This is a genomic window from Mesorhizobium sp. B2-3-15 (genome assembly GCF_006442875.1).
In the GTDB taxonomy this organism is placed as follows: domain Bacteria; phylum Pseudomonadota; class Alphaproteobacteria; order Rhizobiales; family Rhizobiaceae; genus Mesorhizobium; species Mesorhizobium australicum.
On sequence record NZ_VFVO01000023.1, the window covers coordinates 1 to 25640 of the forward strand.

Here is a 25640-nt window from a genome sequence, read left to right on the forward strand (position 1 = left end):
GCTTCGGTCCGTTCGGGGGCAGGGGCGGCGGCGGCCGCGGTGGACCTGGCGACTTCTTTCGCGCCGGGCGCATGCTGGCCGACGGCGACCTCAAGCTGATCACGCTGTCGCTGCTGGCCGAGGCGCCGCGTCACGGCTACGACATCATCAAGGCGCTGGAAGAGCGCACCAGCGGCATCTACACCCCGAGCCCGGGCGTGGTCTACCCGACGCTGACCTTCCTGGAAGAGGCTGGCTATGCCGTGTCGTCGAGCGAAGGCAACAAGAAGGTGTTCTCGATCACCGAGGCCGGGCAGGCGCATCTGGCCGACAATCGCGAGATGATCGACGGCGTGCTCGATCATCTCGAGCGGTTCGGCCGCAAGATGGCCAAGGCGCGCGACTGGTTCGGCTGGAACGACGACGGCGAGGATCGTCGCGGCGGCCGGGGTGGACGTGGCGAGCGCTCCGAAACGCGCGACGAATTCCGCGCCATCCGCCACCGGCTGCGCGCGGCACTCGGCGAGATCGTCGATGCCCCGGCCGAAAAGCAGGCCGAGGCGATCGCCATTCTGGAAGCCGCCGCCGAAGCGCTGGAAGCGCTGACACATCGCTGAGCCCACGATGCGGCGCGTCTCCTGAAGCGCGAAAGCTCAACAAAAAGCCCGGGGAGATCCGGGCTTTTCTCGTCAGGGCAGGTCGGCATCATTCCTTGCCGACATATTCACTGATCAGCTTCTCGTGCGCGCCTTCTCGATCTTGGCCGTCTCGGCGGAGATGCGCTCGTCGGTGCGGTACTTGACCAGGTTCACGAGGCTGCCGGTGAGCAGCAGGATGCCCATGGCCAGTAGCCGATAGCAGGAATGAACCTCGTTCAAGACCTTTTGAACACTGTTCACGATACCCTGGATGTGGTAAACGAAGCAGCGTCGGGTCGAAAACAGCAGGTCATTTGCTAGGCGCGCTCATTCAGAAGGAAAGCATGGCACTCGACAAGGAAGAGACGGGCGAGCGGGTGCTGGCCATTGCCGAAGCGCTGCTCAACGAGGGCGGCAGGGACAATCTGAAGGCCAGGACCATTGCCGAACAGGCGGGCATCTCGGTCGGCTCGGTCTACAACCTGTTTTCCGATCTGGACGGGGTGCACCGCGCCGTCAACATGCGCCTGCTCGACCGGCTGGGGGGCGCGGGCGCCGCGGCGATGGCCGAGCTTGCCAGGCGTGGTATCACCGACGTGCGCCAACGGCTGATGGCACTGGCAGGCGCCTATGTTCGCTTCGTCGAGGCGCATCCCGGCAGCTGGCCGGCGCTGCTTGCCTTCAACAGGCGGCGTCCGGTGCTGACCGAGCCCGACGTCTACGAAGCGCGGCTCGACCGGCTGTTCGAGATCATCGCCAGCGTGCTTGCCGATGGCGGCTTCGATCTCGACGAGGACACGCGCCGGATCGCCGCGCGAACCCTCTGGTCAAGCGTACATGGCATCGTCACCAGCGGTTATACGGCCAGGTCCGACCGCCGCCAGGCCGATGAGATCGGCCAGCAGATCGAGCTCCTGGTCTCCGTCTTCATCAGGGGACTGGAACGCGGCGGCACATTCGCGCATGCTGGAGGAACAACGTCGTGAATCGCACGCGAACCGCGATCGCCGGCGACAGGGAGATTTGAGCGATGTCTTTTTTGAAGCGTCTTTTCGGCGGCGGCGGTGGCGGCGAAGCGGCCGAGCCTGGAAATGCCGCGCCCGCCAAGCAGGTCGAGCACAAGGGCTTCACGATCAGCGCCACGCCCTACAAGGCTGATGGCCAGTACCAGACCTGCGGCGTCGTCTCCAAGGAGGTCGACGGCGTTGTGAAGGAGCACAAATTCATCCGCGCCGACCGTTTCGCCGGGCTGGACGACGCCGTCGACATCTCGATCAAGAAAGGCATCCAGCTCGTCGACGAACAGGGCGAGCGGATTTTCGGCTAGGGCATGCCGTTCCCGAAGCGAGCCTGGGGTGCGCGTAAGAGGACCGAACCCTCGAGCACCGCGGTCGAAGCGCTCGAGGTCCTTACGTCAGCCGGTTCGCATCCAGATGGGTATTATCCACGCTTGTGGATGACGCCGTAAAGCACGTTGCGGTTCTCCCCGAAGTAAACCTGCGCGTCGACGGCGTTGCGGTCGACGCTGGCGTTGATGATGTTCCACATGTCGACCTCCGACCGCAGCAGCAGCACCCAGTCCATGAACGTTTCCCGGTAGCCGGCGTCAGGAGTGCCCTCGGCGTAGTTGGCGAACAGGAAGGTCCCGTTCGGCTTCAGCATCTGCAGGCAGGTCTTGGTGAGTTTCACGGCGACGTTGTGCTGGAGGTAGTCGTAAAGGCCGGAGGCATAGATGAGGTCGAACTTGCCGAGCTTGTGGCTTCTGGTGAGCACAGTGCGCACCGAGCCGTCGATGGCCTCGACCGCGGTGCCCTGGAAGTCGCGCGCGATCAGTCCGACGCTCTGGGGATCCTGGTCGAGCGCGACCCAGCGCTTGAGGCCGCCCTCGGCCAATGCGGCCGAACGGTTCGCCTCGCGCAGATGGCCGGCAGCGATCGCCAGGACTTCCGTTTCGGGCCCGTTCCTGGCCGCGGTTTCATCGACATAGCGGGTCAGCAGATCGCGGCGCTCGCGTGCGGCGACGCATGACGGAACGTTCTGGGTGTGGCTGTAAAGCGCCTTGCCGACCTCCGAGGCGCTTGCGACGCTCTCGGCAACATGCGGGTCGCAATAGATGTAGTCGAGCAACTGCGCGTCGCCGGAATAACCCCTGGGCTTGGTGAAGGACCAATGTGTCAGCGGATCCTCCAGAAAGTACTTCTGGATCGGGTGGTTCTGCGCCACCGGTATCAAGGCCTGCCAAACGTCGGGATGGACCTTGGCGCGCAGCGCGTTGAGAAGCGACAGCAGGCGGCGGACGATCTCGGCGGGAAATTTTTGCTGCTCGACCTGTTGCTGTGTGGCGTGGAGGATGAGCGCCAGCTCCGCGCGAGCGGTTTCGAACGCTTCGCCATGATGCTCGGGCTTTCCTCGACGGAGACCACCGGCGATCGCTTCAGCAGTAATCAGACTCTGGCCGTCGAAGACAGTTTGCACACCAAGGCTCCATAGTTAACAGTCAGTTAACTTATTGCGTAGAATACTCGATTTGCCAACGGCGGCTCCGTTGCATTCTATCGATATGATTAATTTCCCGCTAACCATATCAATTCTTTGGGGTTTTTGAGGGCGGGATTCCGGGTTCGAGTTAACGGAAACTTGTCCTGCGTCATTGCATTTGATCGCGCGGCAAGTCGTGTCGCGCCAAGGAGTCGGTCTGCGTTGGGGGCAGAAGCTGGAAAAGAGTTCGGAACGCGAAATGTCCTTCAGTCGGGATTTGTCGTGAACGAACGCGCGTCATCCGCAGTGGCCGATGCGGTGGATGCGGAACCGCCGCGTCAGGAGCTGGGGGCGGCCGAACTTCGAACCCTTTACCGCACGGAAGCCCAGGCGAAGCGAAGGAAGGAAGCCAGGCCAGGCCTCTGGATCGCCGTCGTCATCTACGTCTTGTTTTCGGTATCGGATCTGCTGCTGATACCCGACGTGGCCGCCCTTACAATCACGGCCCGCTTCGCTGTCGGACTGACTGCACTGTTGGTCCTGGAAGCACAGCTTCGCAGGGGAGCCGCCACCGACTGGCTTGACGTAACCTGCGCCGCGGCCATCATCTTTGGCTATATCGGCTGGCTTTGCCCCGCGTCCATGGGCGCGAACAAGGAAAGCGTCGCCTATTATATGGTCTTTGGCACTATTTTCATGATGAGTGCCAATCTCTTCTTCACATTCCGCTTCAAGGTCTCGATCATAACGTCGACGATAATTTTGTGCATCTTGTATGTGGTGAACTACTTTTTACCCGCTACGCTGATATACAAGATGGTCTTCGGCACTTTCTACGTTTCGTGCTTCACATTCACGTCCTATGTTAACTGGAAGCTGAACGAAGAACGCTACAACGTCTTCCTGAACGCGCTGGAAGCCAAGATCCAGCACAAGGAGGCGACCGAGCGCGGCAAGGCCCTGCTCAGGCTGTCGCGGACGGATCCGCTGACCGGGCTGGAGAACCGGCGCGCCATCGACGAAAAACTGCGCGACTATTGGAACGACTGGCAAAAGCTTGGCCACGGTTTCGCGGCGATCCTCATCGATGTCGACTTCTTCAAGAAGTTCAACGATTGCTATGGCCATCAGGAAGGCGACCGTTGCCTGATCCAGGTCGCCGATGCGCTCAGCGACCTGATCAAGCAACATGATGGCTCCATCGGCCGTTATGGCGGCGAGGAATTCATCGTCCTGGCCCGCATGGACAAGAAGGGCGAGGTCGCGGATCTGGCGGAAGCCATTTGCCGCACGATAGAGAACCTGGCGATCGCGCACGAGTTGCGCCGGGATGGCATCTCGATCGTGACGGCGAGCGTGGGCGCGGCGTTCACCAGGAAGCAGACCGCCGCCAAGCTGGAGAAGATCATCCACGAGGCCGATCGAGCGCTCTATCTTGCAAAAGCCAGCGGCCGAAACTGTGCCCGGCTGTTCGATCCGACCGATCCCCAGAGCAGCGACGAGAGCGAGAACCTGGCGGCATTGCTGAAGATCGCCATTGGCCAGGACCTCGTTTCGCTCGTCTACCAACCCATCCAGGACGTCGCGTCGGGCGGGTTCGAGGCCGTGGAGGCGCTGATGCGCCTCAAGATGCTCGACGGCACCCTGGTTCCGCCGAGCCTGTTCATTCCCGTCGCGGAACGAACCGGCGCCATCCTCGAGCTCGGGCGCTGGGCAATAAGGACGGTGTGCGCCGAACTCCTGGCGCAGGATCACGTGCGCGTCGTCAGCGTCAACGTCTCGCCGATCCAGCTCAAGACGCCCGGCTTCGCGACGTCGGTCGCGACCATTCTGGGCGAGACCGGCGTAACCGGAAACAGGCTGGCCTTCGAGATCACCGAGGGGCTGGAGATGGAGATGCATTCCGACATCCTGCGCTGCATCAGCGACCTGAAGCTGCTCGGGATCAGGATCTGGCTCGATGATTTCGGGACGGGATTCGCCGGCCTTTCATGGCTTCGTCTCATCGACTTCGATACGGTCAAGATCGACCGCTCGTTCCTTCACGACTGCGGCACCCCCAAGGGCATGGCAATGCTGCAGGACATCATCGCGCTGGTCCGAAATCGCGGCCACAAGATCCTGGTCGAAGGGGTGGAGACCGAAGAGCAGATGGTCCTCATGCGCCAATTCGGCATAGACAAGGTCCAGGGCTTTCACGTCGGTCGTCCCGCTCCGGCCGCGAATTTCCAGACCAAGCGGGCCATTCAGAAGCGGCCGTTCACGGTTCTCAAGTCGGCGTGACCGCGAGGTAGGCATGGCTTGACCGGCCATTGGCCCGTCAAGCCCGTCTGCCCTCTGGCGACGATTGCAGTGCGGCGATGCCTATGCCGTCTGCAACGCCCTGCGTGGCAGCGGCGGAAAGGCGATCGCTATGCCCGCGGCACCCAGGCCGATAAGCGCCGAACCGATGAACAGCCAATGGTAGCTGGCATAGGCGTCGAAGACCATGCCGCCGGCAAGCGGCCCTAGCGCCATGCCGAGGCTGGAGAGCATGGTGGCGGCGCCGAATACGGTGCCGAGGATGCGCTGGCCGAAATATTCGCGCGCCAGCACCGCGTAGAGCGGCATGACGCCGCCATAGGTGGCGCCAAAGATGACGGCCAGCATATAGAACTGGTCGAGCTGGCTGATCGAGAGATAGGCGGCAATGACGATCGCCTGGATCGCCAGCCCGGCGATCAGCACCGGCTTCACCCCGAGCCGGTCGGCCAGCACGCCGTAGAGCAGCCTGCCGCCGAGGCCTGCCAGACCCTCGACACTGTAGATCGAGACAGCGGCCATCGGGGCGACGCCGCACAGCATGGCGTAGCTGACCATGTGGAAGATCGGGCCGGAATGGGCCGCGCAGCAGGCGAAGAAGGTCAGCCCCAGCACGATGAATTGCGGCGAGCGCAGCGCCTGGCCGACCGTGAGGCCGGCGCCTTCGGCGGCTCGTGATGCGGCGGCACCCGAGGCGACAGGCTTCGGCGGCTGGCGCACCAGAAGCACGGCGGGCAGCAGAAGCACCCAGGCCAGGATGCCGATGTCGAACATGGCGCTACGCCATTCGTAGGCGGAGATCAGCCAGCGGGCGAGCGGCGAGATCGTCATCGGCGCCACGCCCATGCCGGCCGAGACCAGCGATACGGCCAGTCCGCGATTGGTGTCGAACCAGCCTGACGTCAGCGCGATCATCGGCGCGAAGAAGGCGCTGGCCGCGAGCCCGACGAGCACGCCATAGGTGATCTGGAAGGTGAGAAGCGAACCGGCGCGGCTTGCCAGCACCAACGCCAGCCCGAGCAGCACGGCGCCGATTGTGACGACGATACGGGCGCCGAACCGGTCGGACAGGGCACCCCAGGCGAAACCGCCAAGGCCCATCACCAGGAAATTGAGTGTCATGGCGCTCGAAATGCCCGCGCGCGACCAATTGGTATCGAGCGCCATAGGTTCGAGAAAGATCGCCAGCGAAAACATCGTGCCGATGGCGACACAGGACATCAGCGCGCCAGCCGCGACGATGACCCAACGGTAGGAATGGTTCATGGTTTTCTCCCATGCCGGAACGCGGTCTTGTGGTGGCACGGTCCAGCTTCGCCGTGCCCTTGCGTCCGAAGGACGCCGGCACCAGCGCCCATCCTACAATCCGGTTGCATTTTTTATCCAGTCTGGACGTTAGGGCTTTGACGGATACAGACCCTTGGATTTGCGCTGGCTTGTCCTAGATCGGCAGTTCCGATGTGTATTTGATCGTCTGGCTCGGTACGTCGGTCTTGACGTTCTGCACGCCCTTGATGCGGCTGAGATGCTCCGACTGGAAGCGCCGGTAGTCATCGATGCCGGCGGCCACGACACGCACCATGGCGTCGCAGTCGCCGAGCATGAGATAGCACTCCATCACTTGCGGCAGCTTGGCGACCTCGGTGGCGAAATGTTCGATCGTGTCCTCGTCCTGTGCCTTCAGCCAGATGCGGGTGAAGAAGGTGAGGCCCTTGCCGATGCTGGCCGGATTGATCACGGCGACATAGCGGTCGATGATACCGGCTTCCTCCAGGAGCTTGACGCGCCGCAGGCAAGGCGAGGGCGACAGGCCGACCTCATTGGCCAGATCATTGTTGGCCATGCGGCCGTCTCGCTGCAACGCCCGCAGGATGCGTTTGTCGATGTCGTCGAGCTTCATGGCGTTGAATTCCATTTTCCTGCGGCTTCGCAACAGTGAATGCCAAAATCTGACGAAAGACAACAATCTTCGCAACCAAATTGCGGAGAGCTGTAGGTATGTTTTGCCCCTGACATCACGGGATTTTCAAACGCAGGGCAGGGCGGCTGTGGGGCCGCCCAATGGCAGGGTATGAGCATTTCACAGGCAGTCGAGACGGTCGGCAATGGTTCGGGATCGGAGTTTCGCCGTGGCGTGGCATCCTGCGCGCCGGTGCTGCTCGGCACCATCCCCTATGCGCTGGTGCTTGGCGCCCAGGCCGTGCAGAAAGGGCTGAGCACGGTCGAGTTGTCCATGATGACGGGGCTGAACTTCGCCGGCGGCTCGGAATTCGCGGCGGTCCAGCTGTGGACGTCGCCGCCGCACATCCTGCTCATCGTCGCCATCACCTTCCTGGTCAACAGCCGCCATCTGTTGATGGGAGCGGCGCTCGCGCCGTTCCTGCGCGACCTGCCGCGGCGCAAGGTGTTTCCGGCGCTGTTCTTCCTATGCGACGAAAGCTGGGCGCTGGGCCTGGCCGACGCCAAACAGCGCGCCGCCGCCGGTGTCGCACCGGCCTTCAGCCCGCGCTATTACATGGGTGCCGCGCTGGCGATGTATCTGACCTGGGTAGCCTTCACCACGCTGGGCGCCTTGCTCGGCCCGATGCTGGGCCATGTCGAGATCTACGGTTTCGACATGGCGTTTCCGGCCGTCTTCCTGGTGCTGATGCGCGGCATGTGGAAGGGCGTCGCGGCGGCGCGGCCCTGGCTTGTCAGCCTGGCCGTCGCGGCGCTGGTCTATCTCTTCGTTCCCGGCGCCTGGTATGTCGCGGCGGGCGCGGTGTCGGGGCTGGCCGCGGCCTGGCTGATGGCGGGTGATGCATGATCGACGCAGCGACCCTTCTCACCATCGTGCTGATGGCCGGCGTCACCTATCTGACGCGGATCGGCGGCTATGTCGTGCTGCGCAACCGCGTGCTCAGTCCCCGCGCCACGGCGGTGATGGAGGCAGCACCCGGCTGCGTGCTGATCTCTGTCATCGCGCCGGCCTTCGTGTCGCGCAATCCCGCCGATCTCGCGGCATTGGCCATCACCTTGGTCGCCGCGACGCGGCTTTCCATGCTGCCAACCGTGCTGATCGGGGTCGCTTCGGCCAGCCTGTTGAGGCATCTGATCGGCTAGAACGAAAAAGGCAGGCGCGAACGCCTGCCTTTGACAAACCATGGACCGAGAGTCTTACGCTGCAGCCGCGACATCACGGCTGGCGGCAACCAATGCATCGACCGTGGCCGTAGCCTTGGCGAGCGCGGCATCCACCGCGTCAGGTCCCTTGGAGACGCCCTCGATGCGGATGACGTCGACATCGGTCATGCCGATAAAACCGAGCACGCTGCGCAGGTAGGGGACGGCGTGATCGAACTGCACGGCCGCACCTTCGGAATAGATGCCGCCGGAGGCCAGCACGATGTAGACCTTCTTGCCGGTGACGAGACCCTTGGGGCCGTTCTCGCCATAGGCAAAGCTCTTGCCGGAGCGGGCGACGTGATCGACCCAGGACTTCAACGTCGAGGAGATGTTGAAGTTGATGAAGCCGGTGGCCAGGATCACCGTGTCGGCGGCGAACAACTCGTCAAGCACGACATCGGAAACGCCGACCACTTCGGCCTGGCGCGGGGTGCGGGCATCGGCCGGCGTGTAGATGCCGGTCGCATAGTCGGCATCGATATGCGGCAGCGGGTTGGCGACGAGGTCGCGCGCGACCAGCGTGTTCGACGGGTCAGCGGCGAGAAGCTTCTGGGCGAACTCGGTGGCGATGCGGGTCGAGTGCGAGGCAGCGCCGCGCGGGCTCGAGGTGACGAGAAGAATGGACATAGCGGGTCTCTCCAGTGGGATGAATTGTCCCCCCATATATGGGGCATCGACCAATCAGATAAACTGGTATATTTTCGATACGATCCATCCATAAAGTAGATACAACGATGCAGCCCAACCCGACCCTCGACCAGCTCCAAATCCTTGTCGCCGTTGCCGATACCGGCAGTTTCTCGGCAGCCGGCCGCAAGCTCAACCGCGCGCAATCCGTCATCAGCTACGGTATCGCCAATCTCGAGGCGCAGCTCGGGCTGAAGCTTTTCGAGCGCGAGGGCACGCGCGAGCCGCAACTGACCGAGATCGGCCGGGCGATGCTGGAAGACGCGCGGCGCATGATTGGCGTGCTGCAGCGCATGCGCTCGCGCGTCGACGGGCACCATCACGGGCTGGAGGCCGAGGTGGCGCTGGCGGTGGACGTATCATTGCCGTCCCCCGTGCTGGTGCGGGTGCTCAAGGCATTCGAGGCGCGGTTTCCGACCGTGATGCTGCGCCTGTATATCGGCACGCTCGGTCTCATCCCCGATCTTGTCGTCAGCGGACAGGCCGATCTCGGCATTGGCGGCCTGCTAGGCGATGTCGACGTGCATCTCGTGCGCATCGGCTTCATGTCGCTGGTGCCGGCGGCAGCGCCCAATCATCCGCTGGCCCTGCTGCCGAAGCCGGTGGCGCTCGAGGATGTGCGCGAGCATACGCAGCTTGTCGTGATCGACCAGTCCGAGCGCACCAAGGGACGCGATTACGGCGTCTTCGCCTACCGCACGTGGCGACTGACCGACATGCGCACCAAGCACATACTGATGCGCGAGGGGCTCGGCTGGGGCGGGCTGCCGCGCTGGCTAATCGCCGACGACCTGGCCAGCGGCCGCCTGGTGGAACTCGACCTCGAACCCTACAAGGAAGTGAGTTCGCCCCTGTTTGCCATGCACCGCAACGATCGCAGTCCAAAGCCGGCGGCGGCCTGGTTGATCGACCGGTTCAAGCGCGGGCTCGGCTGCTTCAACGAGTTCGAGCCGGGCGAGGTGCCCGAAGAGGAGCCGGACACCGACGGTGATGCGAACGCCGGCGGCTGAATCCTGGAGCTCAGCCGAAAATCATTCGATCTGCGTCACCCCGGAAACCACGAGCTGCGCCGTACGGGCGGTCAATTTTCCGCATTTGCGCAGTGTCGGTTTTTCATAGGTCCTTTTCATGTGTCCATCCCAAATGTGAGCCCGCAAGGTAGGTGAGCCAGCCATAACGGGATTGGACGGTTTCGGTTGCCTCGCCATTGCATTCTCCGCTGCGTACAAGGACACGATCACCTGCCTTTCAGAGACTGTTGGGGAACTCCACGCTTCACAGCCGGTCGCGATAATGTCCTTCCACTTTGCTGGTCGTCGCGAAACCAATGTGTCGACCTCCATCTTCTGGTCGCCTCCCATCGCTAAGCCCTGCCGGACCAACGGCACGCGCCTCAGTCGGACTTTCCCAGAGCTTTCAGGATAAAGCGAATCTGCTCGCGCAGGCCAGCTTCGTCGTCTTCGCCGTGTCGAAGGCGGTGCTCGATCAGAATCGGGTGGAAAAACGGCGTGAAGGCGGTCTTGACCGCGCGTGCTGCTTCCACTGAATCTTCGACCTTGAACTCCCCTGCTTGGATACCCTCGCGGATAATCGCTTCGAGGATCGTTACCACCCGCTCGGCATGCGTCTTGATGATCGCGCAGTTGTTTTGCATGGCGGCGACAATCATCTCGTGCATGCGCCTTTCCTTGACCAGTGTGGTCTTGCTGTGGTGGTGCATCGCGGTCAGGAGTTGGTCGAGTTTCTCCGGGGCCGGCGCGCTCGTGCATGCGATCGCAGAGGCGATCCCGGCGACCTCGTTGACGACCCGCCCGCAGACGGACTCGATGATCGCACCCTTGGAGGGGAAGAAACGATAGACGTTTGCCGTGCTCATGCCGAGTTCGGAGGCGATATCAGCCACCGATGTCTTATGGGTGCCGAGGCGGCGAAACTGCTCGTCCGCCACAGACAGGATGCGCGCGCGCATCTCGTCGGGATCAGTTCGTGTTCGAACTGGACGGTTCATGCATGTCTCCAGAATTGATGAAGCGAACCGGCCGGACTCGCGTGGACGATCGTCTGTAAGCGGCAAGTTCGTGCCGTTGGCCCTGTGTCCAGGCAGAGCCAACGGGCAAGAATTCGAACCGTCTCCTGCGACAACGGACCTACTCGGCCGCCATTGCTGCCGGCACTTCCGGTTCCTCCGTTGAATTCTCCTGGACCTCATCCGTGGCCGGCTTGATCCGGAACCACGCGACGTAGAGTGCAGGGAGGAACAGCAGGATCAGCACCGTGCCGGCAGCCGTGCCGCCGATCAGCGTGAACGCCATCGATCCCCAGAAGACGGAGTGCGTGAGGGGGATGAAAGCCAGAACGGCGGCAAGTGCGGTCAGGATCACCGGCCTTGTGCGTTGCACCGTGGCCTCGATGACCGCCTGATAGTCGTCAAGACCGGCGGCACGGTTCTCCTTGATCTGTTCGGTCAGGATCAGCGTATTGCGCATCAGGATACCCGCCAGGCCTATCAGGCCCAGGATGGCGTTGAATCCGAAAGGCTGGTTGAAGGCCAGCAACATCGGTACGACGCCAACGAGACCGAGAGGTGCCGTCAGCATGACCATCGCCATCGTCGAGAAGGATCGCACCTGCAGTATGATGACGATCAGCATGGCGGCGAGCATGGCCGGAAAGACCTTGCCCAGCGCTGTGTTGGCCTTGGTTGCCTCCTCGATCGATCCACCCATTTCGATGCGATAGCCGGCAGGCAGGGATTGAATCAGCGGCTGAAGGGCCGTCATGATCTGCTTGGAAACCTCTGGAGGCTGGGTCGCCTCATTGATGTCCGAGCGGATCGTGATGACGGGTGTGCGATCGCGGCGTTTCAGGATCGGTTCTTCCAGACGAACTTCGGAGTGACCGATCTGGTCGAGTGGAATCTGGCGGCCCTCCCGGCTCATCAGCGAGAAATCCGCCAGACGCGATGGATCCAGTCGCTCGCCGCCGGCGCTGCGGGCCACGATGGGGACGTTGCGGATGTCCTCGCGGACCTGCGTGACCGGGATGCCGGTGAGGAGGAACTGGAGCTGCTGGGCCACTTCCGCCGGCGACAGGCCGATAAGGTTCAATCGGTCCTGATCCGGGATGAAGCGCAGTACCGGCGTGCGATTGCCCCAGTCGCGATTGGCCTGCCGCACGTCCGGTACGCCGCGCATGATGTCGAGGGCTTTTTCGGAGATGATGTACAATTGCCGCGGGTCTGGCCCCATGACCCTGAACTCGACCGGGAACGGCGTGTAAGGTCCGAACACGAGTTGCGTAACGCGGATGTTCGCTTCAGGGGCAAGCCCTGTCGCAACCGCTTCACGGAGCCTGTGCTTCAAGGCCTCGCGCGCGTCCGCGTCCGGTGTCAGGACGACGATCTTGGCGAAGGCGGGATCAGGCAATTCGGGCGCCATGGCGAAGAAGAAGCGGGGAGCGCCCTGACCGACATAGCTCGTGACGATCTTGGCCTCGGGCTGGCCGCCAAGCCAGTGTTCCAGTTTCTCGACCGTGGCGGTCGTCGTCTCGATGCTGGTGCCCTCCGGCAGGCGAACCTCGACCAGCACTTCGGGACGGTCGGATGTCGGGAAGAACTGCTGCTTGAGACCGCTCATGCCGACAACCGAAAGCGCGAAGACGATGCCGACGGCAGCGCAGGTCACGAACTTGTGGCGCACGGCAAAGGTGATGAGCCGGCGGAGGCGCCGATAGTTCGGTGTGTCGTATATGGCGTGAACGCCGCCTTCGACCGGTTTGATCGCGGGCAGCATCTTGACGCCCATATAAGGGGTGAAGAAAACCGCGACGACCCAGGAGACGATGAGGGCGAACCCCACGACCCAGAAGATGTTGCCGGCGTATTCGCCGGCCGTCGAGCGCGCGAAGCCCACCGGCAGGAACCCCGCGATCGTCACCAGCGTGCCCGACAGCATCGGCGCCGCGGTGTGGCTCCATGCATAGGCCGCCGCCTTGATGCGATCCATGCCCTCTTCCATTTTCACCACCATCACCTCGATGGCGATGATGGCGTCGTCGACGAGGAGGCCCAGCGCCAGGATGAGGGCACCAAGCGTGATGCGGTCGAAGAACCGGCCGGTTTCCAGCATGATGAGAAAGACGACGGCGAGCGTCAGCGGGACGGCGGCCGCCACGACGATGCCGACGCGCCAGCCGAGGCTGAGCAGGCTCACCAGCAGCACCACGCCAAGCGCCATCGCGAATTTGATCATGAACTCGTTGACCGACGAGCCGATGTTGACGGCCTGATCGCTCACTTTGGCCAGCGTCATTCCGAGAGGCAGCGTCTGTGCGATCGCTGCTGACCTCTCCTCCAGTGCCTTGCCGAGTTCAAGACCATTCCAGCCCTCCTGCATCACCGCCGCGAGCATGATGGTCGGCTCACCCTGGTGACGGATGACGTAGGTGGCAGGATCCTCGTAGCCGCGCCGGACCACGGCGATGTCGGAGAGCTTCAACGTCCGTCCCGCGGCGACGATCGGCGTGTCGGCGATCGTCTGGACACTGTCATAGGCGCCGTCGACGCGGATGAAGACCTGCGGCCCCTCTGTGTCGATCGAGCCCGCCGGTGTGACGGTGTTCTGCCGCTGCAGGGCAGCGACGATATCCTGCGCCGACACGCCGAGGGTTGCCAGCTTGGCATAGGAAAACTCGACGAATATCTGTTCGGGACGTTCGCCGAGGATGTTGATCTTCTTGACGCCGGGCACATGCAGAAGGTCCTGGCGAATGGTCTCGGCCTGCCTGGCGAGTTCCCGCATGGGCAAGCCCTTCGCCTTAAGGGCGTAAAGAGCGAAACTCACATCGGAATATTCGTCGTTGACAAAGGGGCCGAGCACGCCGGGCGGCAGGTTGCGGGCTTCATCCCCGAGCTTCTTGCGGGCCTGGTAAAATTCCTCCTGCACGCTGGATGGCGGTGTGCTGTCCTTTAGTGTGACCGTCAAATAGGCATAGCCTGGCCGTGTCGTCGTCTCCACACGGTCGTACCAGGTCAACTCCTGAAGTCGCTTCTCCAACGGTTCGGCGACGAGGTCCTGCATCTCGCGCGCCGTCGCGCCCGGCCATACGGTCGTGACCGTCAGGGTCTTGATGGTGAAGTTGGGATCCTCCGCACGTCCAAGCATGAGGAAAGCGTAGGCGCCGGCGGCGACGAGCAGAATGATGAAGAAAAGGGTGACGGCTCGCTCGCGAACGGCGATCGCGGAAAAATTGAGGCTCATCAGTTGCTCCTGTTTTCAGAGGCAGTCCTGACGCGAGCGCCTTCCTGCAGGAGATGAGCACCGAGCGAAACGATCGAATCGCCCGAGCTCAGCCCGGAGATCACGGCGGTTTCGCTGGTTACACGAACAAGCTTGACGGGCCGAAAGTGTACGGTCGAGGTTGCGCCGTCCAAACTCCAAACGCCGGTCTTCTGACCGTCGTCCAGCACGGCTCCGAGCGGCACCTGGACTTCCGTCTGACTTGCCTGGCTTGCAAGCCGGATGGTTACCGTCGCGCCAAGCGGTGCTGCCGCGGCCTCACCATCGAGCACATAACGGGCCTCATAGGTACGAGTCTGGGGATCGGCAGCGTCCGACAACTGCCGGAGATGCGCCGTAAAATGCCGCCCATCGCCCCCATACAAGCCCGCCTCGGCTACCGAGCCGATCGCCGGCCGGATCGTTTCGGGAAGCGTGACCACCGCCTCACGGGGGCCGGCGTTCGCGATCCGAACCACGGTCTGTCCCGCGGCGACAACCTGTCCTGGCTCGCCAAGCGTTTCGACGACGGTTCCGTCGGCGTTCGCGTCCAGGACGGAATAGGCCGCCTCGTTTTCTGCGACCTTCGCTTCCGCTTCGGTGGCGGCAAGCTGTGCAGTCGCGGTATCGAGTGCTGCCTTCGCCTGCTCGTAACGCTGCGGGGTTGCGGCCAACTCCTTCTTGACCAGAACCGCATAGCGCTTCTCGTCCGCACTGGTCTGAACCAGGACAGCGCGCGCAGCCGCGACAGCGTTGCGCTTGGCGGTGAGGGCAAGGGCAAGATCGGTATCATCGATCCGCAGCAGCGGTTGGCCCGCCTTGACCTGTTCGCCGACATTTACAAGGCGCTCGATGATCTTGCCGGGTACGCGAAACCCAAGATTGCTCTGCACCCTCGCGGCAATTGTACCCGTGAAGCCGCGTTCGGATCCTGTCACCGCCACTGCCGTCACGAGTCTGACGATCGGTGCTTCCTGCCTCGGGTCAGCCACGACGGCGGCTGCCTGTGTGCGAATGGGAAGCGTGACGAATGCAGCCACCCCAAACCCCGCGACCAGAACGCTCCCCAGCCCAATAATGAGTTTCTTTTTCATGCCCATCGCCTTCTGTGAAAATAGATTGCATTCGTACTCTATAACTGATATAGATTATGAACGCAATCAAAAAAGGAGACGAATGATGCGTGTGACTCGCAGCCAAGCTGAGCAGAACCGGCAAACCGTGATCGATGTAGCGAGCCGGCTTTTTCGGGAGCGCGGATTCGATGGCATCGGCGTCAAGGATTTGATGGAGGGCGCCGGGCTGACCCAAGGCGGGTTCTACAAGCAGTTCGCGTCCAAGGACGACTTGGTCGCGCAGGCGTCCAGACGGGCATTGGAAAGCGCTGCGAACCGATGGTCGACGGCGGCCGCGGCGAGCCCTGAGGATCCGCTTGGCGCCGTGATCGACTTCTATCTCAGCACGGGGCATCGCGAGGAAAGGATGGACGGCTGCCCGGTGGTTGCGCTTGGCTCGGATGCTGCCAGGCAAGGCGCCGAGGTGAAGGCATCATTTGAGGCCGGCATCCGAGAATACCTCGAGATGCTGGGCTCATGGGTTGGCGAGGCGGACGGCGATGCGCCCGGCGGTAAAGCCATGGTCGTTCTCTCGACAATGGTCGGCGCGGTCGTCCTCTCGCGCGCCGTCAATGATCCCGACCTCGCGAAGGCTTTTCTGAGTGCCGCCACCGCTCAGGTTCGCGAAGCCGTCGCGGCTTGAAAGCCGCACGCGCTGGCCAAGTGATAGGAGAATAGATGCGACGGATCGTTGTTACGGGCATGGGAGCGGTCACGCCGCTCGCGGCCAATGTCGAAGCGTCATGGTCGCGCCTGCTGGCCGGCCGTTCGGGGCTTCGAAAGCTTCCGGACGACATGGTGCGAGACCTGCCGGCGAAGGTCGGTGGAATGGTTCCTTCCTTGCTGGAAGACCCCGAAGTTGGCTTCGATCCAGACATCGTCCTGGCGCCGAAGGACCAGCGCAAGGCCGACCGCTTCATTGTCTTTGCGCTGGCGGCTGCGGAAGAGGCGGTTGCCCAGGCCAGGTGGAACCCGGTCTCGAACGATGACAGGACCCGCACCGCGACGATCATCGCGTCGGGTGTCGGAGGATTTCCCGCGATAACCGAAGCGGTGCGAACCGTCGACCTGCGCGGTGTTCGGCGTCTCTCACCGTTCACGGTGCCGTCGTTCCTGGTGAACATGGCGGCGGGACAGATTTCGATCCGATATGGGTTCAAGGGTCCGCTCGGCGCGCCGGTGACGGCCTGCGCGGCCGGCATCCAGGCGATCGGCGATGCGGCGCGTCTTATCCGCGCCAACGAGGCCGACATCGCGGTCTGCGGCGGAACGGAAGCCTGCATCAATACGGTCAGCCTCGGCGGCTTTGCCGCGGCACGCTCTCTTTCCACGTCCTTCAATCATCGTCCTGAGGAGGCCTCCCGCCCGTTCGACATGTCGCGCGACGGCTTCGTCATGGGCGAAGGCGCCGGCATCCTGGTCATCGAGGCATTGAGCCACGCGCTTGCGCGCGGCGCCAAACCGCTCGCCGAACTGGTCGGCTACGGCACGACGGCGGACGCTTATCACATCACCTCCGGCCCCGAGGATGGCGACGGTGCGCGCCGGGCTATGGAGATCGCGATTGCCCAAGCCGGTATTTCGGCACGGGAGGTCCGCCACCTCAACGCGCACGCGACCTCGACGCCAGTCGGCGACTTGGGGGAAATCGCCGCGATCAAAAGGGTCTTCGGAGAAGATTTCGGCATAGCCGTCAGCGCTACGAAGTCGGCGACCGGCCACCTGCTTGGCGCCGCCGGCGGGCTTGGGGCGATCTTCACGGTCCTGGCGCTCAGGGACCAGGTCGCACCGCCAACCCTCAATCTGAGCGCCCCCGATCCGGCAAGCGACGGGATCGACTTCGTCGCAAACCACGCCCGGCCGATGGAGATGGATTACGCGATTTCCAATGGCTTCGGCTTTGGCGGCGTGAACGCCAGCGCATTGTTCCGGCGCTGGACGGACTAGCCGCGGCTTGCGGCAATCGTGATGTCCTGGTCGGGCAGTGGCAGCCGGCGACAAGTTTACGCATGGCGACATCGTCGCCCCGCACCCGGGCGATGACTGCACGATACATTCGCGGGGGCACTTCAGGCGCGCGACAGTCCGTCTATCAGCGCCGTCAGCACGGCACGGTAATCTTCGCCCGACGCACCGGCGTCGATGGCGAGCGCCGCGCGGTCGAAGGCGGCGGCAAGCAGCGCGGTCAGAGCTTCGGGCGGCAATCTTTTCATCGACTGCGTCCGCATCGCCGCGACAAGGCCCTCGCGCAGCGAGCGGTTGCCGTGGCGGTTGTCGATGGCGTCCATGGCGGCGCGGCCGAGCACGGCGGGGCCGTCGAGCAGCAAGAGCCGCGTGCGGCCGGGCGCGCGCATGGCCGTGAGGTAGGCATCGGAACCGGCAATCAGCGCATCGCGGGCGCTGAGCGAAGGCGGGGAGGCGCGGTCAATCTCTCGCGCCACCGCCGCGGCTTCCTGTTCGACCACGGCGGCGAAAAGCGCCTGCTTGTCGGCGAAATGGTGGTAGAGCGCGCCGCGCGTCACGCCGGCGGCGGCAACGATCTCCGGCGTGCCGGTCTCGGCATAGGATTTTTCCGTGAACAGTTTGCGCGCCGCCGCGATCAGGTCGGCGCGCGTCGTCTCGGTGCGATCGCGGTTGGAACGACGCGCGGATTTCTGTTGCATACATGCAGCCTGTATGTTAATTCAATTTACATGCAGACTGTATGTCAGTTGACGGGAGAAGGAAAGATGAAGACGACGAGCTACTATCCGGTGCTGATGACCGGCGATGTCGCCGGCACGGCGGCCTTCTATGTCAGGCATTTCGGTTTCCAGCCGCTGTTTGAAAGCGACTGGTACGTGCATCTGCAATCGGTGGACAACAAGCGCGTCAATCTCGGCATCGTCCAGGGCGACCACGAGACGATCCCCGAGGAGGGGCGGGGGCGGACTTCCGGGCTGCTGATCAATTTCGAGGTCCGCGATCCCGATGCGATCCATGACCGGATCCTTGCTGCCGGCCTGCCTATCCTGCGAACGCTGCGTGACGAGCCTTTCGGCCAGCGCCATTTCATCACCAAGGATCCCAACGGCGTGCTGATCGACATCATCAAGCCGATCCCGCCCAGCGAGGAATTCCTGGCGCAGTATGCGGAAGGCGCCAACGGGGGCTTGAACGGCAGCCTCAGCTCGCCCGTGCCACCGGCGTCACCGTCACCTGGCTGACGCCGGTGCGGCGCACCACGGTGCACAGCGTCTCGCGGCCGATGCGCTCGGCGTCGAGCATGCGCACGAGGTCGTCGACGCCGGTCACCGGGCGGCCGTCGATTGCGGCGATGATGTCGCCTTCCCTGAGACCCGCCCTGGCCGCCGGGCCGTCCTTCTCGACGCTGCGCAGCCGTACCGCCGTGCTGGTCGAGACCTGCGACAAGAGAGCCGCGCGCCGCGGCAGGTTTACCGTGTCGGCGGAGACGCCAATGAAGGCGCGGCGCACGCGGCCGAAGCGGATGATCTCGGAAATGACGAAGTTCGCGGTGTTGGAGGCGACGGCGAAGGCGATGCCTTGCGCGCCATGGATCATGGCGGTGTTGACGCCGATCACCTCGCCGGCCGACGAGACCAGCGGACCACCGGAATTGCCGGGGTTGAGCGCGGCGTCGGTCTGGATGACGTCGTCGATCAGCCTGCCGGTCGAAGCCCGCATCGAGCGGCCGAGCGCCGAGACGACGCCGGAGGTGACGGTCCATTCGAAGCCCAGCGGATTGCCGATGGCAATCGCGATCTGGCCGCGCCGCAGCCGCTTGGAATCGCCCAGCGGCGCCACGTCGGCGAAGCTGCCGTCAGCGCGCACGAGGGCGATGTCGGTGTCGGGGTCGCGGCCGAGCACGCGGCCTTCGCTGGAGGCGCCGTCCGGCATCGAGACGCGTACCGTCCTGGCGTCACCCACGACATGGAAATTGGTGACGACCAACCCGTCAGGCGCGATGACGAAGCCCGAGCCGTGGCCGCCCGGCCCCCCGATGCGCTCGATGCGGCAGACAGCCGGGCCGATGCGGTCGACCGCGTCGGCAACCGTCGTCGAATAGGCGTCGAGCAATGTCTCGTCCGGTTGGAATTTTGGCGCGGCGAGGGCCATGGGGGCTCCGTGTTTTCAGGCTTGATCGTGACTATATGTGCGGAGCGGCCGGAACCGCCGCGACCTGACCAGATGGCCAGTCGAACCCGCAACTAGCCGTCAGGCGAGTACCTCCTGGCGTACTGCCGAGCGATATCTGGGGCATGAGAAAACCCAGGAGATCATCATGAGCGACTTCAATCTGAATGCATTGTCCGATGCCATCGCCGATATCGCCGACAAGGCGACGCCGGCAACGGCAAGCTTCGCCACGCATCATCACCGCACGGCGAGCGCCTTCCACTGGGGCGACGGCTATTTCGTCACCGCCGAGGAAGCCGTCGAGGCCGGCGAGGAGATCGAACTGACACTGGCCTCCGGCGAGACGGCGAAGGCCGAACTGGTCGGCCGCGATCCTTCGACGGGCGTCGCCCTGCTGAAGCCCGCGGATGCGGCCAGCGCGCCTGTCCTCGATAGAGCCAGCCCCGTTCGGCCAGGCAATATCGCCATAGCCATCGGCAGCAGCCAGGGCTCCGTGCTGGCCGTGTCGGGCTCGGTCGGCGAAGTCGGCCCGGCCTGGCGCTCGATGCGCGGCGGCACCATCGACCGGCGCATCAACCTGGCTGTCGGTGCCGGCGGCCGCTTCGAGGGTGGCCCGGTGCTGGACGCCAAGGGCGCGCTGATCGGCATGCTTCTGTTCGGCCCGCGTGGCCGCGCGCTGGTCATGCCCTATGAGACGATCGAACGCGCGGTGGCGACGCTTCGCGAAAAGGGGCATGTCGCACGTGGTTACCTCGGCGCCGGCCTGCATCCGGTGCGCGACCGCGACGCGCGTGGCGCAATGGTGATGAGCCTCGACGACAATGGCCCGGCCAAGGCCGCTGGCCTCTCGCTCGGCGACATCATCGTGGCGTGGAACAGCGAGGCCGTGCATGGTCCGCGAGATCTGATCCGCCGGCTCGGGCCCGACAGCGCCGGTGCTTCGGTGAAGCTGGGTGTCGTGCGCGGCGGCGAACAGCGCGACGTCGTGCTGACGATCGGCGAAAAGCCGCTGAGCTGAGAGGACGGATGGAAAGCGACACGCTGACAAGGCCTGACGTGGCGCGCGGCGAACGCCAGCTCGTGGTGCTGATCGCACTGCGCGATGCCGAGCGCGCCGAGCGCTTGTCGGCTTCGCTCGCCATGGCCGACGATCTGCTGCCGGTCGTGGCCGGTGGCGGGGTCGCCGATGTGGCCATCGTCGATGACGCTGTCGCCAACGGCACGGCTTCGGTCGATCGAGCCGGCGTCGGCGGCAGCACGACCCCAAAAGTACTGCTTTCGGACCGCGCGGGCCGGCCGCAAGGCCAGGTGTTTGCGGTGCTGCCGTTGGCCGCGGACGCAGCTTTGATCGCCGCTGCCGTCAGGCTGGCCGCCGCCGGCTACCGGGTGTCCGGCGAAGGGCGTTCGATGCCGGATAGGCATGAGGATTTCGACCGCGGTGATGCGGCCAATGGGGATGGAAGCCATAGCGGGTTGTTCGGCGAGGAAACGGTCGACGATGGCGCCGCCACCCGGCCAGCGCTGTCGCCGCGCGAGGCGGAAGTGCTGGCGCTGCTGGCCGAAGGGGCGCCCAACAAGGTGATCGCGCGGCGGCTCAACATCTCCGTCCACACGGCGAAGTTCCATGTCGCCGCGATCCTGATCAAGCTCGGTGCCGCCAATCGTACGGACGCCATCGCGATCGCGATGCGGCAGGGGCTGGTTCTGGTTTAGGAGTGGATGTCGGGCAAGTCTGACGATTATCTTCAGAGATTGGCGCTGCCCGTCATCCGCCTACCGGCACCTTCTCCCCGTATAGTGACAGGGAGAAGGGAGTTGCCGCGACCTCGGCGCTCCCCTTGCAAAGGTGATGATTGGCGAAGGCCGCGATGAGAGCGTCTTTCTCCCCGTCACTATACGGGGAGAAATGCCCGGCAGGGCAATGAGGGGCGGCGCGACGGTGCGGACGAAGTATCCGTCAGCTGCTCGGTATTTCGAGTTCATCGTAACCGAGTACTTCGTCTTCGGTCATTGGGCGGTCCCGATCAGGTATCCGGCCTGCTTGCTCTGAAATTTCCATCAGCCTCGCGATCAGGTCAGACTCGTTTTGCTGAGAAGTCAGGTGTTCGCGAGCAGTTTCGTTTTCGAGGCTCTGCCGGATCGCTTCGGTCACCGGCACACCACGGCTCTTGGCAAGTTCTCGGGCCAACCGCTCCACTTCGACATTCTTGATGAACAAAGCCATTTGGTGATCTGCCATCCGGTATGGAATCATACGCCAAATCGGTTTCGGCGCCACGTCGTTTGCAGCCGACAAGGCACGGTACCCTCCGCTACGTCACCATCGCGTCGCACCACAAGCTCTTGTATCCGGCTCTGGCGCGCGCAAGGATCGCGACACAAGACAATCCAGGCGGAGGAAAAATGTCGCTCAAGGGAAAGACGCTGTTCATCTCCGGCGGGTCACGTGGCATCGGGCTGGCGATCGCGCTGCGCGCCGCGCGCGACGGCGCCAATGTGACGATCGCCGCCAAGACGGCGGAGCCGCATCCGAAGCTGCCGGGAACGATCTACAGCGCCGCTGAAGAGATCGAGCAGGCCGGCGGCAAGGCACTGCCGGTGCTATGCGACATCCGCGAGGAAGCGCAGGTGGCCGAGGCGGTCGGCAGAACCGTCGAGAAATTCGGCGGCATCGATATCTGCGTCAACAATGCCAGCGCCATCCAGCTTACCGGCACGCTGGAAACCGACATGAAGCGCTACGATCTGATGCATCAGATCAACACGCGCGGCACCTTCCTCGTGTCCAAAATGTGCATTCCACACCTGAAATTGGCGAAGAACCCTCACATCCTGAATCTGGCGCCGCCGCTGGACATGAAGGCCAAATGGTTCAAGAACCATGTCGCCTACACCATGGCCAAGTTCGGCATGTCGATGTGCACGCTGGGCATGAGCGCGGAATTCGCCAGGGATGGCATCGCGGTCAATTCGCTGTGGCCGATCTCGACCATCGACACGGCCGCGGTACGCAACCTTCTGGGCGGAGCGACGGTCGCGGCGATGAGCCGGTCGCCCGACATCATGGCCGATGCCGCGCACGCGATCTTCATGCGGCCGTCGCGCGAGGCATCAGGCAATTTCTACATCGACGAAGAGGTGCTGCGCGCCGAGGGCGTCAGCGATTTCTCGGTCTATGCGCCTGACGCAACCGGACCGCTGGCCGGAGATTTTTTTGTGCCGGATGAGGTGTTTGCCAGGACGGACAGCAAGATCAGGAACATCTACTGAAGGCGATCCTGCCGCCGCCGCTTGCTTTCAAAAAATGACTCGACATCGAACGGCTCCGGTTCACCTGACTGGTCGCCCTCGTCGATTGCCCGACGAAGCCCTCAAGCCTCTGATCGCCGGTTTCTTCCGTAGGCATCAATTCGCCTCGTCCTTCGTTGAGCGCGTATTTCGACCGCCAGGCCAGCGTTTGCAAGGTGGGCCTAAAAGCAAAAAACCCCGCCGGAGAGGGCCGGCGGGGCTCAATGCGTCCCGCTGGAGTCGGGACGGGGCAGGGAACGCCCAGTCAGGAATCTGGGGTGCGAAGCCCGGTGATTCAATGAGCCGGCTCCAAGGCCTGTACAATTCTTGTTGACCCGGGCCGTGCCGTCGGCAGTTCGTCCCATCCCGGTTGATCGGGATGGGACCTTGTTGCCGACCTCGTTCCAGAAACCACTGCAAGTCGCTGGAAAAGCAGGTCAGTTGTTGCTCGCCACCGGCGCCACGAGCGAGGTGATGCGGCGGATGGCGACGCGCCGGTTCTCGCGGTTGGGCGCCGGGGTGTCGACCTTCAGATACTCCTCGCCATAGCCCTGTGTCGTCAGGTTCTCGGGCGGGATGCCGAAGGCGTTGGTCAGCGCTTCGGCGACCGCTTCGGCGCGACGGTCCGACAGAGCAAGGTTTGCCTCGGGCGTGCCGACGGCGTCGGTATGGCCCTCGATCAGGAAGGTCTCGGCCGGGTTCTTTTTCAACAGCTTCTCCATGGCGTCGGCGACACCCTGGAGCTTCTGCACCTCGGTGTCGGAGATTGAGGACGAGCCGAATTCGAAGTTCAGCGTGTCGAGATCGATGCGCCGTGCAATGTCGCGCACGCGAGCCGAACGCTTGACCTCGTTGATCGAATACAGACGCTGCACTTTCTCCACCGGCGGCTGTTCGAGGAAGGTGTAATAGTCGTCGGGGCTATCGACATCCTCGGAATCGAGGATGTAGTCCCGGCGCGGGATGGTCAGCCGCATCGGCGGCAGGTCATCGCCGGGATCGCGCCAGTCATCTTCGTCCTGGTAGCTGCGCTCGTCGACATAGCTCAGAACGTATTCGCGACCGTCGGGCGCGATGCGCGACCGCTGCAGGATGTCGCCGTAGCGGTTGCGTATGGTGACGATCCGGAAGCCATTGTCGCGCTCGACCGTCTCGCGCGTGCGGCCCTGCGGCAGGTCCTCGTAGTAGACATCCTTGGCGCCGCGGGTCAGGCGCGGGCGATCGTTGCTCTGGACGAACGTCTGGTCGTTGAACTGGACGATCACCCGGTCGCCGATTTCCTTGAGCACGTCGACGCCCTTGGGCCGGCGGCGGTCACGGATGTCCTCGTCAGGCGCGCGCTCGAGCCGCTTGCCCTTCTCCTGCGTCACCGGGACGATTTTTTCCGTCTTGATCGCCTCCTGGGCGGCTCTGTCGTCGGTTGGAGGCGGACCCTGATCCACCGGCGCCACTACCGGCTTCCGGCCCTGGTCACCGCCCTGCTGGGCATTCTGCCCACCATTCTGCTGCCCGCCGTTCTGCTGTTCGCCATTCTGGTTGGCGGGCTGGGTGGCTGGGTTCCCGCCGTCCTGGCCGTTCTCGCCGCGACCCTTGCGCCTGGCATCCTTCTGGCTGTCGAGGATGGGGGCGGCATTCTTGTCGGCGGGGGCTTCGCCCTGAACCGGGTTTTCGCCCTGGACAGGCGCGGCCTTCCCATTGGTCGCGGCTCCACCGGTGGCGGGCTGCTCTCCCGTCGCCGGCTGTTCGCCGGTGGTGGGCTGCCTACCGGTCGGCGGCTGTTCGCCGGTCGCGGGCTGCTCGCCATTCGCCGGCTGTTCGCCAGCCGGTTTCCTGCCGTGCTTCTTCGTCTTGTCTTGGGATTGCTCGCCCTGGGCGGGAACCTGCTCGCCGGCGGGAGGGGATTCAACCTTCGGCGTCGCTTCGCCGGCAGGAGCCTGCTTCGGTGTCGGAGCGGTCTCCGGCACGGCGGCCGGCGCCTCTTTCTGCTGGTCCAGCTTGTGTTTCCTGCCAGGCTTGGTCGGCTGGTTGTCGTTGGCAGGCGCGGCCTCGCCGGCGGGCGCCTGCTCGGTCTGCTGCTGCTGGTCGCGCTTCTTCCTGCGCGGCTGCTGCTCGTCGGTTGCGGGCGCGGCCTCGCCGGCGGGCGCCTGCTCGGTCTGCTGCTGCTGGTCGCGCTTCTTCCTGCGCGGCTGCTGCTCTTCAGCCGCGGGGGCGGGCTGCTGCGCGGCCGGAGCGGTCTCGGTCTGCTGTTGCTGCTCGTGCTTCTTCTTGCGCGGCTGTTCCTCGTCGCCCTGTCCCTGGTCGGTGGGGGTGTCCTGCGCCAGGATGATCAGCGGTGTCCCCCCGCGTTGCATGGGGCCGAACGCGGCTGTCCCCTGAAGCGGGGACGCGCCTAACGGCGCGGATGCCATCAACAGGCCAAGGGCCGTGCCTGCCAGAATCCGTGGTTGGCGTTTCATCGAAATTCTCCTTGTGGGGTCCCATCCTTGCCGAAACCGCTTTTAACGAAATTGGTTCCAGCTGCCCATCGTTAGCGGCCGTACAGGGCTATTGGCCGACCTTTTGAAGGCAACTTCATG

The 25640-nt window shown here is 63.8% G+C and carries 25 protein-coding genes; 13 read left to right on the top strand and 12 right to left on the bottom strand.

Going from position 1 to position 25640, the window contains the following annotated elements; genetic code table 11:
• On the top strand, positions 1-596 hold a 596-nt coding region (locus FJ954_RS30945; RefSeq protein ID WP_140665874.1), incomplete at its 5' end, for a PadR family transcriptional regulator.
• A gap of 114 nt (positions 597-710) precedes the next feature.
• Here FJ954_RS30945 and FJ954_RS31785 read toward each other — a convergent pair.
• Positions 711-878, bottom strand: coding sequence for a hypothetical protein (locus tag FJ954_RS31785; RefSeq protein ID WP_181177954.1), 168 nt, complete (start codon positions 876-878; stop codon positions 711-713).
• An 83-nt stretch (positions 879-961) separates the two neighbouring features.
• Between FJ954_RS31785 and FJ954_RS30950 the strand changes: the two genes are divergently transcribed.
• Together FJ954_RS30950 and FJ954_RS30955 are read left to right on the top strand one after the other, a co-directional pair.
• On the top strand, positions 962-1603 hold the full coding sequence (locus FJ954_RS30950; protein ID WP_140665877.1) for a TetR/AcrR family transcriptional regulator: 642 nt from the start codon (positions 962-964) through the stop codon (positions 1601-1603).
• A 44-nt stretch (positions 1604-1647) separates the two neighbouring features.
• Positions 1648-1944 (top strand): HlyU family transcriptional regulator, encoded by a 297-nt coding sequence (locus tag FJ954_RS30955; protein ID WP_015316224.1) that lies wholly within the window; start codon positions 1648-1650, stop codon positions 1942-1944.
• 113 nt (positions 1945-2057) lie between these two features.
• Here the strand turns inward: FJ954_RS30955 and FJ954_RS30960 are convergent, their stop codons facing one another.
• Entirely contained in the window at positions 2058-3092 is a 1035-nt protein-coding gene (locus FJ954_RS30960; protein WP_140665880.1) for a class I SAM-dependent methyltransferase, read from the bottom strand.
• 285 nt (positions 3093-3377) lie between these two features.
• Here FJ954_RS30960 and FJ954_RS30965 point away from each other — a divergent pair, with 285 nt between their 5' ends.
• Positions 3378-5378 carry an EAL domain-containing protein gene (locus FJ954_RS30965; RefSeq protein ID WP_051041256.1) on the top strand — a complete coding sequence of 667 codons (2001 nt, stop codon included), beginning with the start codon at positions 3378-3380 and terminating at the stop codon, positions 5376-5378.
• 81 nt (positions 5379-5459) lie between these two features.
• Here FJ954_RS30965 and FJ954_RS30970 read toward each other — a convergent pair whose 3' ends face one another.
• Together FJ954_RS30970 and FJ954_RS30975 are read right to left on the bottom strand one after the other, a co-directional pair.
• Positions 5460-6662 carry an MFS transporter gene (locus FJ954_RS30970; protein WP_140665883.1) on the bottom strand — a complete coding sequence of 401 codons (1203 nt, stop codon included), beginning with the start codon at positions 6660-6662 and terminating at the stop codon, positions 5460-5462.
• A 175-nt stretch (positions 6663-6837) separates the two neighbouring features.
• The gene (locus tag FJ954_RS30975) at positions 6838-7296 is read right to left on the bottom strand and encodes an Lrp/AsnC family transcriptional regulator (protein WP_015316228.1); all 459 of its coding nucleotides are present in this window, start codon (positions 7294-7296) and stop codon (positions 6838-6840) included.
• A 171-nt stretch (positions 7297-7467) separates the two neighbouring features.
• Between FJ954_RS30975 and FJ954_RS30980 the strand changes: the two genes are divergently transcribed.
• Together FJ954_RS30980 and FJ954_RS30985 are read left to right on the top strand one after the other, a co-directional pair.
• Positions 7468-8202: an AzlC family ABC transporter permease gene (locus FJ954_RS30980; protein ID WP_140617803.1), complete on the top strand. Its 735-nt coding sequence runs from the start codon at positions 7468-7470 to the stop codon at positions 8200-8202.
• Positions 8199-8498, top strand: coding sequence for an AzlD family protein (locus FJ954_RS30985; protein ID WP_015316230.1), 300 nt, complete (start codon positions 8199-8201; stop codon positions 8496-8498). The genes FJ954_RS30980 and FJ954_RS30985 overlap by 4 nt, the downstream gene beginning before the upstream one ends.
• Before the next feature lie 54 nt (positions 8499-8552).
• Here FJ954_RS30985 and FJ954_RS30990 read toward each other — a convergent pair whose 3' ends face one another.
• On the bottom strand, positions 8553-9188 hold the full coding sequence (locus FJ954_RS30990) for an FMN-dependent NADH-azoreductase (protein WP_140665886.1): 636 nt from the start codon (positions 9186-9188) through the stop codon (positions 8553-8555).
• A gap of 107 nt (positions 9189-9295) precedes the next feature.
• On the opposite strand from FJ954_RS30990, the gene FJ954_RS30995 reads away from it, so the two are divergent.
• A complete protein-coding gene (locus tag FJ954_RS30995; protein ID WP_015316232.1) occupies positions 9296-10258 on the top strand; it encodes a LysR family transcriptional regulator in 963 nt (320 codons plus the stop codon).
• Positions 10259-10641: 383 nt separating this feature from the next.
• On the opposite strand, the gene FJ954_RS31000 is transcribed toward FJ954_RS30995, so the two are convergent.
• The 3 genes from FJ954_RS31000 to FJ954_RS31010 form a co-directional block, all read right to left on the bottom strand.
• Positions 10642-11256 carry a TetR/AcrR family transcriptional regulator gene (locus tag FJ954_RS31000; RefSeq protein ID WP_140665889.1) on the bottom strand — a complete coding sequence of 205 codons (615 nt, stop codon included), beginning with the start codon at positions 11254-11256 and terminating at the stop codon, positions 10642-10644.
• Positions 11257-11395: 139 nt separating this feature from the next.
• Positions 11396-14506, bottom strand: coding sequence for an efflux RND transporter permease subunit (locus tag FJ954_RS31005; protein WP_140665892.1), 3111 nt, complete (start codon positions 14504-14506; stop codon positions 11396-11398).
• Positions 14506-15618 (bottom strand): efflux RND transporter periplasmic adaptor subunit, encoded by a 1113-nt coding sequence (locus FJ954_RS31010; RefSeq protein ID WP_140617807.1) that lies wholly within the window; start codon positions 15616-15618, stop codon positions 14506-14508. The genes FJ954_RS31005 and FJ954_RS31010 overlap by 1 nt, the downstream gene beginning before the upstream one ends.
• An 85-nt stretch (positions 15619-15703) precedes the next feature.
• On the opposite strand from FJ954_RS31010, the gene FJ954_RS31015 reads away from it, so the two are divergent.
• A complete protein-coding gene (locus FJ954_RS31015; protein WP_140666011.1) occupies positions 15704-16282 on the top strand; it encodes a TetR/AcrR family transcriptional regulator in 579 nt (192 codons plus the stop codon).
• 35 nt (positions 16283-16317) lie between these two features.
• Positions 16318-17586 carry a beta-ketoacyl-ACP synthase II gene (gene fabF, locus FJ954_RS31020; protein ID WP_140665895.1) on the top strand — a complete coding sequence of 423 codons (1269 nt, stop codon included), beginning with the start codon at positions 16318-16320 and terminating at the stop codon, positions 17584-17586.
• Positions 17587-17708: 122 nt separating this feature from the next.
• Here the strand turns inward: fabF and FJ954_RS31025 are convergent, their stop codons facing one another.
• A complete protein-coding gene (locus tag FJ954_RS31025) occupies positions 17709-18302 on the bottom strand; it encodes a TetR/AcrR family transcriptional regulator (RefSeq protein ID WP_140665898.1) in 594 nt (197 codons plus the stop codon).
• A 66-nt stretch (positions 18303-18368) separates the two neighbouring features.
• On the opposite strand from FJ954_RS31025, the gene FJ954_RS31030 reads away from it, so the two are divergent.
• Positions 18369-18845, top strand: coding sequence for a VOC family protein (locus tag FJ954_RS31030; protein ID WP_140665901.1), 477 nt, complete (start codon positions 18369-18371; stop codon positions 18843-18845).
• On the opposite strand, the gene FJ954_RS31035 is transcribed toward FJ954_RS31030, so the two are convergent.
• Positions 18805-19755 (bottom strand): trypsin-like peptidase domain-containing protein, encoded by a 951-nt coding sequence (locus FJ954_RS31035; RefSeq protein ID WP_140665905.1) that lies wholly within the window; start codon positions 19753-19755, stop codon positions 18805-18807. The genes FJ954_RS31030 and FJ954_RS31035 overlap by 41 nt on opposite strands.
• A 166-nt stretch (positions 19756-19921) precedes the next feature.
• Here FJ954_RS31035 and FJ954_RS31040 point away from each other — a divergent pair, with 166 nt between their 5' ends.
• On the top strand, positions 19922-20794 hold the full coding sequence (locus FJ954_RS31040; RefSeq protein ID WP_140665908.1) for a S1C family serine protease: 873 nt from the start codon (positions 19922-19924) through the stop codon (positions 20792-20794).
• A gap of 8 nt (positions 20795-20802) precedes the next feature.
• Positions 20803-21489, top strand: a complete 687-nt coding sequence (locus FJ954_RS31045; RefSeq protein WP_140665911.1) for a helix-turn-helix transcriptional regulator — start codon at positions 20803-20805, stop codon at positions 21487-21489.
• Between the two features lie 244 nt (positions 21490-21733).
• On the opposite strand, the gene FJ954_RS31055 is transcribed toward FJ954_RS31045, so the two are convergent.
• Positions 21734-22000 carry a type II toxin-antitoxin system VapB family antitoxin gene (locus tag FJ954_RS31055; protein ID WP_140665914.1) on the bottom strand — a complete coding sequence of 89 codons (267 nt, stop codon included), beginning with the start codon at positions 21998-22000 and terminating at the stop codon, positions 21734-21736.
• 179 nt (positions 22001-22179) lie between these two features.
• Here FJ954_RS31055 and FJ954_RS31060 point away from each other — a divergent pair, with 179 nt between their 5' ends.
• Positions 22180-23046, top strand: a complete 867-nt coding sequence (locus FJ954_RS31060) for an NAD(P)-dependent oxidoreductase (RefSeq protein WP_140665917.1) — start codon at positions 22180-22182, stop codon at positions 23044-23046.
• Between the two features lie 455 nt (positions 23047-23501).
• Here the strand turns inward: FJ954_RS31060 and FJ954_RS31070 are convergent, their stop codons facing one another.
• Positions 23502-25520 carry an OmpA family protein gene (locus FJ954_RS31070; RefSeq protein WP_140665920.1) on the bottom strand — a complete coding sequence of 673 codons (2019 nt, stop codon included), beginning with the start codon at positions 25518-25520 and terminating at the stop codon, positions 23502-23504.
• Positions 25521-25640: the final 120 nt, after the last annotated feature.

Coding starts and splice junctions, on each gene's coding strand:
- FJ954_RS30950 (WP_140665877.1), top strand. CDS start 962: ATGGCACTCGACAAGGAAGAGACGGGCGAGCGGGTGCTGGCCATTGCC.
- FJ954_RS30955 (WP_015316224.1), top strand. CDS start 1,648: ATGTCTTTTTTGAAGCGTCTTTTCGGCGGCGGCGGTGGCGGCGAAGCG.
- FJ954_RS30970 (WP_140665883.1), bottom strand. CDS start 6,662: ATGAACCATTCCTACCGTTGGGTCATCGTCGCGGCTGGCGCGCTGATG.
- FJ954_RS30975 (WP_015316228.1), bottom strand. CDS start 7,296: ATGAAGCTCGACGACATCGACAAACGCATCCTGCGGGCGTTGCAGCGA.
- FJ954_RS30980 (WP_140617803.1), top strand. CDS start 7,468: ATGAGCATTTCACAGGCAGTCGAGACGGTCGGCAATGGTTCGGGATCG.
- FJ954_RS30985 (WP_015316230.1), top strand. CDS start 8,199: ATGATCGACGCAGCGACCCTTCTCACCATCGTGCTGATGGCCGGCGTC.
- FJ954_RS30990 (WP_140665886.1), bottom strand. CDS start 9,188: ATGTCCATTCTTCTCGTCACCTCGAGCCCGCGCGGCGCTGCCTCGCAC.
- FJ954_RS30995 (WP_015316232.1), top strand. CDS start 9,296: ATGCAGCCCAACCCGACCCTCGACCAGCTCCAAATCCTTGTCGCCGTT.
- FJ954_RS31000 (WP_140665889.1), bottom strand. CDS start 11,256: ATGAACCGTCCAGTTCGAACACGAACTGATCCCGACGAGATGCGCGCG.
- FJ954_RS31005 (WP_140665892.1), bottom strand. CDS start 14,506: ATGAGCCTCAATTTTTCCGCGATCGCCGTTCGCGAGCGAGCCGTCACC.
- FJ954_RS31010 (WP_140617807.1), bottom strand. CDS start 15,618: ATGAAAAAGAAACTCATTATTGGGCTGGGGAGCGTTCTGGTCGCGGGG.
- FJ954_RS31015 (WP_140666011.1), top strand. CDS start 15,704: ATGCGTGTGACTCGCAGCCAAGCTGAGCAGAACCGGCAAACCGTGATC.
- fabF (WP_140665895.1), top strand. CDS start 16,318: ATGCGACGGATCGTTGTTACGGGCATGGGAGCGGTCACGCCGCTCGCG.
- FJ954_RS31025 (WP_140665898.1), bottom strand. CDS start 18,302: ATGCAACAGAAATCCGCGCGTCGTTCCAACCGCGATCGCACCGAGACG.
- FJ954_RS31030 (WP_140665901.1), top strand. CDS start 18,369: ATGAAGACGACGAGCTACTATCCGGTGCTGATGACCGGCGATGTCGCC.
- FJ954_RS31035 (WP_140665905.1), bottom strand. CDS start 19,755: ATGGCCCTCGCCGCGCCAAAATTCCAACCGGACGAGACATTGCTCGAC.
- FJ954_RS31040 (WP_140665908.1), top strand. CDS start 19,922: ATGAGCGACTTCAATCTGAATGCATTGTCCGATGCCATCGCCGATATC.
- FJ954_RS31045 (WP_140665911.1), top strand. CDS start 20,803: ATGGAAAGCGACACGCTGACAAGGCCTGACGTGGCGCGCGGCGAACGC.
- FJ954_RS31055 (WP_140665914.1), bottom strand. CDS start 22,000: ATGGCTTTGTTCATCAAGAATGTCGAAGTGGAGCGGTTGGCCCGAGAA.
- FJ954_RS31060 (WP_140665917.1), top strand. CDS start 22,180: ATGTCGCTCAAGGGAAAGACGCTGTTCATCTCCGGCGGGTCACGTGGC.
- FJ954_RS31070 (WP_140665920.1), bottom strand. CDS start 25,520: ATGAAACGCCAACCACGGATTCTGGCAGGCACGGCCCTTGGCCTGTTG.